This is a genomic window from Nocardia sp. NPDC004568 (genome assembly GCF_040609955.1).
GTDB lineage: Bacteria > Actinomycetota > Actinomycetes > Mycobacteriales > Mycobacteriaceae > Nocardia.
In genome coordinates this window covers 1-5,745 of sequence record NZ_JBEXLL010000151.1, presented here as the reverse complement: position 1 = coordinate 5,745, position 5,745 = coordinate 1, and the positions used below count along the sequence as shown (strand labels likewise).

At 70.3% G+C, this 5,745-nt stretch carries 5 protein-coding genes; 2 read left to right on the top strand and 3 right to left on the bottom strand.

The features are described 5' to 3' along the window. Window positions 1–198: 198 nt before the first annotated feature. The 3 genes from ABZV91_RS31990 to ABZV91_RS31980 are packed head-to-tail and all read right to left on the bottom strand — an operon-like array spanning window position 199 to window position 2,891. Window positions 199–990, bottom strand: a complete 792-nt coding sequence (locus ABZV91_RS31990) for an SDR family NAD(P)-dependent oxidoreductase (protein ID WP_355249452.1) — start codon at window positions 988–990, stop codon at window positions 199–201. A gap of 25 nt (window positions 991–1,015) precedes the next feature. Further along, window positions 1,016–2,041: a MaoC family dehydratase gene (locus tag ABZV91_RS31985; protein ID WP_355249451.1), complete on the bottom strand. Its 1,026-nt coding sequence runs from the start codon at window positions 2,039–2,041 to the stop codon at window positions 1,016–1,018. Next, window positions 2,031–2,891 (bottom strand): CoA ester lyase, encoded by an 861-nt coding sequence (locus ABZV91_RS31980; RefSeq protein ID WP_355249450.1) that lies wholly within the window; start codon window positions 2,889–2,891, stop codon window positions 2,031–2,033. The genes ABZV91_RS31985 and ABZV91_RS31980 overlap by 11 nt, the downstream gene beginning before the upstream one ends. A 197-nt stretch (window positions 2,892–3,088) precedes the next feature. Between ABZV91_RS31980 and ABZV91_RS31975 the strand changes: the two genes are divergently transcribed. Next, window positions 3,089–4,243: an acyl-CoA dehydrogenase family protein gene (locus tag ABZV91_RS31975; protein ID WP_355249449.1), complete on the top strand. Its 1,155-nt coding sequence runs from the start codon at window positions 3,089–3,091 to the stop codon at window positions 4,241–4,243. Window positions 4,244–4,487: 244 nt separating this feature from the next. Next, window positions 4,488–5,684, top strand: a complete 1,197-nt coding sequence (locus ABZV91_RS31970) for an acetyl-CoA C-acetyltransferase (protein WP_355249448.1) — start codon at window positions 4,488–4,490, stop codon at window positions 5,682–5,684. Window positions 5,685–5,745: the final 61 nt, after the last annotated feature.

The following is a 5,745-nucleotide window of genomic DNA, read 5'->3' as shown; positions in this document are numbered from 1 at the left end:
CCCCGGTCCCGGCCCGCGGGCCGGGACCGGGCGAGCGCGCGCCGGTCGATGGTGACCGGGTGCGTGGGAAGTACGTTGTGGCGGAGATCGATTCGGCGATCGACGCCGGTCCGGACGCCGTAGCGCGGCGACCGGCCCCATGACAAGGCCCCTGGGAGACGAATCCTGTGTCCCAGGGGCCTACCGCTGTCTCCGGAGTCAGAAGGCGCTGCGGCCGCCGTCGACGGTGTAGATACCGCCGGTCACCCAGTTGGCCTCGTCACTGGCCAGGAATACCGCGATCGAGGCCAGATCCTCCGGTGTGCCCAGCCGGCGCAGCGGGAAGCGGGCCGCCGCGTCGGCGTCGAGCGCGGCCTGATCGGCGTCCGGCTCGGCGGCACCGCGTTCGACCCGGGACCGGTACACGAGGGGAGTCGGGATGGTGCCGGGGCAGATCGCGTTCACGCGCACATTGTCCGGCCCGTACGTGACGGCCATCTGTTTGGTCATCGCGATCACACCCCCCTTGGCGGCGGCATAGGGAAAGATCCCGGGTAGACCGATCAGGCCGCCCATACTGGCCTGGTTGATGATCGACCCGGTGCGTCGCTCGATCATATGGGGGAGTGCGTATTTCGAGGTCAGCCATACGCCCTTGAGATTGATCGCGACCACCCGGTCCCATTCCTCCTCGGTGGTGTCGGCGGCGTCGCCGGCGCCGTTGATCCCGGCATTGGCGAACACGATGTCGAGACAACCGAATTCGGCGAGCGTAGCGGCGATCATGCGCCGCGAGTCGGCGTCGGAGGTGACATCGGCGGTCACCGGTAACGCGCGGCCACCGGCCGCGGTGATCTCCGCGGTGACGGTGCCGGCCGCGGCCGGGTCGAGATCGGCGACGGCGACCGCGGCGCCCTCGGCGGCGAAGCGGAGGGCCGAGGCGCGGCCCAGGCCCGAACCCGCGCCGGTGACGAGTGCGATCTTGCCGGCCAGACGTCCGGTCGTGGTCATGGTGATACCTCTCGGGGAGTAGTGATCAGGCGAACAGGGCGGTGAAGCGCCAGTCCAGGACGGAGGCCGGGGCTTCGGCGCCGCGGTGGGCGTAGACGCACGACCGCAGCTCGACGAGGCCGCCGCCCGTCTCCAGCGGTGCGGCCGACTCGACGTGCAGGCAGCTGGTGAGGGTGTCACCTTCCTGCACGGGCCCGGTGTGGTCGCAGGAGTGCCAGCGCAGCACGGTCACCAGGTTCGGCAGCGCGCGGGTCGCCTGGGCCAGGGCCAGGCCGATGGTGTGGCCGCCGTAGACGAGGCGCCCGGCGGCGCCGACGCGTGCGTCGTGATGGGTGGCGGCGACATTGAGGGTCAGCCGGGCCAGTTCGGGTGCGCCGCTGACGACATCACCGCTGGACGTGAACGTGGTGCCGACGAGCGAGGGATCGAAATGCGGCCCGGGTACCTCCCGGCGATAGGCGGCCAGGTCCAGCCCGGCCGGGACGAGCCGTGCGACCGGCTCCTCGGTGCCGATCGCGGAGAGCTCGTCGACATGGACCGGGCGCTGCGGTGACCCGGATCCGGACGGCCGGGCGTCGAGTTCGCGCAACGGGAGCATCGCGCAGCGATGGAAATCGAGCACGGTGGCGCCGTGCTGATCGGTCGTGCGGATCCGCAGCGCGGCCAGCCCGGTGGGCCGGCGCCCGGGTTTGCGCGCGTTCTCTTTCAGGCCCACGACTTCGGTGGTGGTGTAGAGGGTGTCGCCGAGCCGGGGAAACCGGTGGAACCGCAGTCCTCGATAGAACAGATTCGCTTTCACATGGTGGGTGGCGAGGGTGGACTGGCCGATCGCGAGATCGGCGACCAGGCCGGGGTGGGCCACCGGCCCACCCGCCACGGCCGTGGCGAGGTGGCTGTCCAGCGGGAGCCGCAACCGGTCGCCGAGGATGCTCTGGTGTACGGCGGCGAGTCCGTCGGTGAGCGTGATCGCCGGGGCGGTGTCGAAGATCGCGCCGTGCGCGAGTTCGTCGAAATAGGGGCCGCCGACGGAACGTAGGAGGTCAGTGCTCATCCTGGGCTCCGCTCATGGCGAGGGTGCGCCGGGCGGCCACCGCGACCGCTTCGTCCAGCATGCGTCCGTCGAGCCGGGCGGCGCCCGCGCCCCGGGCGGCGGCCGCCGCCAGGGTGCTCAATACGCGCCGCGCGTGCTCGGCCTGCGCCGGGGTGGGGGTGAAGCTGTCCTGCGCGGTGGCGATCTGGGCGGGGTGGACGACCCATTTCCCATCGAAGCCGAGATCGGCGGCCCAGCGGGCGGCCTGGCGGAACTCCGCGTCGTCGGCGATGCCGAGGTGGGGCCCGTCGACGGCCTGTACACCGGCGGCGCGTGCGGCGTGCAGGACCCGGTCCTGCACGAAGAGCCAACGGTCCGGGGGCGCGGTGCGGGACCGGCCGAGCACCGCGCCCAGATCGGCGTAACCGATGATCACGGCGGTGAGGCGCGGGCCGGCGGCGATCTCGTCGATCGCGGCCACCCCGGCCGGTGTCTCGATCAGTGCCTGTACCGGCAGGACCGGCGCGCCGGCGCCGGTGAGCAGGGCGTCCGCGTCGGTCAGCGTGGCCGGGCTCTCGACCTTGGGGATCACGACCGAGGTGAGGGCCTCGCCCAGTGCCGCGCAGGCCCGCAGGTCCGCGGCGAACCATTCGGTACCGGGTCCGTTGACGCGGAGGGATACCGGCCGCGCCCGGCCGTGTGCGCGGACCAGGTCCGATACCAGTGCGCGGGCGGTGTCCTTCTGCGCGGCGACCACGGCGTCCTCGAGGTCGAGGATCACTTCGTCCGCGGTGCCGGCCAGGGCCTTGCGCGCCTTGTGCTCGTCGGATCCCGGGGCGACCAGGGCGGCTCGGCGGCGCAGATGTCTCATGGGCGGTTCCTTCTCGATCGTGCGGTACTGCGGAGTATTCGTCCTCGGGTCTGCGGTGCCGGTCCGGGTGGCAGTTGCCAATCTAACCGAGACCCTGTAAATGCTTATCATGATTGACATTTATTTTCTGCCGGCCGAGTATGGCGGTAGACATCCACGGGCTCGGGCGGGCCCGCGACACGGTGAGGACATCGCGCGTGAGCTATTACCTGAACGACGAAGAAGCGCTCCTGGTGCGGACGGTGCGTGAGTTCATCGATCGGGAGGTGAAACCAGCGGTGCAGGAGGTCGAGCACGCCGACCGGTACCCGGAGAACTGGATCGAGCAGATGAAGCGGATCGGCATCTACGGTCTGGCGGTCCCGGAGGAATACGGGGGCACGCCGGTCTCCATGCCCTGCTACGTCCAGGTGACCGAGGAACTGGCCCGCGGCTGGATGTCGTTGTCCGGGGCGATGGGCGGGCACACCGTGGTGGCCAAACTGATCGGCCTGTTCGGTACCGAGGAACAGAAGCAGCGTTATCTGCCACCCATGGCGACCGGGGAGATCCGTGCGACCATGGCGCTGACCGAGCCGGGCGGCGGTTCCGATCTGCAGGCCATGACCACCACGGCCCGCCGCGACGGCGACGAGCTCGTGATCAACGGCGCCAAGACATGGATCACCAACGCGCGCCGCGCGGGCGTGATCGCGTTGCTGTGCAAAACCGACCCGGCGGCGACGCCGCGGCACCGGGGTATGTCGATCGTGCTCGTCGAGCACGGTCCCGGCCTCACCGTATCCCGCGACCTGCCGAAGCTCGGCTACAAAGGTGTGGAGAGCTGCGAACTGTCCTTCGACGGTTACCGCACGTCCGCGTCGGCGGTCCTGGGCGGGGCACCCGGTAAAGGATTCCCGCAGATGATGAAAGGCCTGGAAACCGGCCGCATCCAGGTGGCTTCCCGGGCACTGGGGGTCGCCGCGGCCGCACTGGAGGATTCACTGGCCTACGCGCAGCAGCGGGAGAGTTTCGGCGAACCCATCTGGAAGCACCAGTCGGTGGGCAACTACCTGGCGGATATGGCGACGAAGCTGACCGCGGCCCGCCAGCTCACCCGCCACGCCGCCGAGATGTACGACCGCGGCGAGCGCTGCGATATGGAGGCCGGTATGGCCAAGCTGTTCGCCTCCGAGGTGGCGATGGAGGTGGCCTTGAACGCGGTCCGCATCCACGGCGGCTACGGATACTCCACCGAATACGATGTCGAGCGTTACTTCCGGGACGCCCCGCTGATGATCGTCGGGGAGGGTACGAACGAGATCCAGCGCAATGTGATCGCCGCCCAACTCGTGGCCCGGGGCGGGCTGTGAGCGTCCGGCTACCGGTCGGAGGGCCGGCCTCGTGAAGATCTTCCAGGGCGTCGACGAGGTGGCGGCCGCGGTCGGCACCCATCTCGGCTACAGCGGCTGGTTCGACCCGGCTCGAAGCGCTGGAGCGTACCGCCAGGGGCGCGAACCTGATCACCCTCTACACCATCGAGATCGAGGGCGCGCCGCGTCCGGCGCTCGTCGCCGAGACCGTCCGCGTGCTGATCGACCCGGAAAGCGAGCTCTCATGACACGTGCGGCACTGGTGGCCCCCGTCCGGACAGCGGTCGGCCGGTTCGGCGGAGCACTGCGGGAAGTACCGGCCGTGACGCTGGCGACGACGGTGGTGAGGGAAACCGTCGCGCGGTCCGGTATCGACCCGGAGCGTATCGACGAGGTGTCGATGGGGCAGTCGTACGCGAATTCGGAAGCTCCGTGCATCGGCCGCTGGGCAGCGCTCGACGCGGGCCTGCCCCTGTCGGTGGCCGGACTACAGACCGATCGCCGGTGCGGGACCGGGTTACAGGCGCTGGTCACCGCGGCGATGATGGTGCAGACCGGTGCCGCGCAGGTCGTGGTGGCCGGTGGCGTGGAATCGATGAGCACCATCGAGCACTACACGACCGGGGCCCGATGGGGGGTGCGATCGGGTGGGTTGCCGCTGTTCGATCGGCTCGACCGAGGGCGCGAGAGGTCACAGCCCGAATGGCGGTTCGGTCCGATCAGCGGCATGGTCGAGACGGCGGAGAACGTCGCGGCGAAATGCGGGATCACCCGTGAGCAGTCCGACATCCTCGCCGCGGAGAGCCATCGCCGTGCCGCTGCCGCCTGGGCGGCGGGACGGTTCGACGCCGAAGTGGTGCCGGTCGAAGTCGTCGACCGCAGAGGGAACGTATCGGTATTCGCCCGGGACGAGGGAATTCGGCCGGACACCACGGCCGAGGCGCTCGGGAAGCTGCGCGTGGTACGTGCCGGCGGAGTCGTCACCGCCGGAAACGCGAGCCAGCAGAACGATGCCGCGGCGGCGGTGCTCGTCGTCGCCGAGGACCGCCTGGACGAGCTGGGACTGGAACCCATGGGTTTCCTGGAGGGCTGGACGGCCGCCGGATGCGACCCGGCGCTCATGGGGCTCGGGCCGGTCGCCGCGGTGGACAAGCTGTTCGCGCGCACCGGCTACGACTTCGCCGACTTCGACCTGGTGGAATTGAACGAAGCGTTCGCGTGTCAGGTGCTGGGTGTGCTGCACGAGTGGGGCTGGGACGACCGGGACAGATTGAATGTCAACGGTTCCGGTATCTCGCTCGGCCACCCCATCGGCGCCACCGGGATTCGCATGCTGACGACAGCACTGCACGAGCTGCGGCGGCGCGGCGGTGGCAGGGCGCTGCTGACCATGTGCATCGGCGGCGGGCAGGGGATGGCGGCCGCGGTGACTTCGGCCTGACCGTGCCGGGGTGGTGGGGGGGGGGGCGCCCCCCCCCCCCCCCGCACGAGAGAGAGAGCGC

What these genes read in the sequence shown, in the direction of transcription:
- ABZV91_RS31990 (WP_355249452.1), bottom strand. Translation starts at nt 990, where the DNA reads ATGACCACGACCGGACGTCTGGCCGGCAAGATCGCACTCGTCACCGGC.
- ABZV91_RS31985 (WP_355249451.1), bottom strand. Translation starts at nt 2,041, where the DNA reads ATGAGCACTGACCTCCTACGTTCCGTCGGCGGCCCCTATTTCGACGAA.
- ABZV91_RS31980 (WP_355249450.1), bottom strand. Translation starts at nt 2,891, where the DNA reads ATGAGACATCTGCGCCGCCGAGCCGCCCTGGTCGCCCCGGGATCCGAC.
- ABZV91_RS31970 (WP_355249448.1), top strand. Translation starts at nt 4,488, where the DNA reads ATGACACGTGCGGCACTGGTGGCCCCCGTCCGGACAGCGGTCGGCCGG.